A 376-nucleotide genomic window follows, 5' to 3' on the forward strand; every position below is an offset into this window, starting at 1 on the left:
CTGATGTTGCAAGATTTAAATCAAGTTCACTCTTAGTATATCCAACATTTCCTGTTAAATCAAATCCACCTTGAGTTCTGTGTTTTACATAACCACCAAAGTAAGTGTTGTCTCCGTCAAGTTTTCCTCCACCTTGAATATCAACTTCAGTGTCACCTTGTCCATAAACAACTCCATATGATGTTGTATCATTTACACCATATTCAAGCATACCAACAGTTCCTGTAATATCTCCGTCATATCCTTTAGAAGCTTTTCCACCGTCAAATTCAGTGTCAGAATTTACATATTTACCATATGCAATCCATTCTCCTTTTCCTGCTTTTCTTCCAAAATCATCAACAACAGACATATAAGTATCAGTTACATCTTTTGT

Annotated in this window: 1 protein-coding gene; it reads right to left on the reverse strand. The window is 35.1% G+C overall.

Going from position 1 to position 376, the window contains the following annotated elements; genetic code table 11:
• A partial coding sequence (locus tag I6E17_RS09820; RefSeq protein WP_235237095.1) for an autotransporter domain-containing protein occupies nt 1–352 on the reverse strand: 352 nt, incomplete at its 3' end.
• Between the last annotated feature and the right edge of the window lie 24 nt (nt 353–376).

The organism is Fusobacterium perfoetens (assembly GCF_021531595.1).
Taxonomy (GTDB): domain Bacteria; phylum Fusobacteriota; class Fusobacteriia; order Fusobacteriales; family Fusobacteriaceae; genus Fusobacterium_B.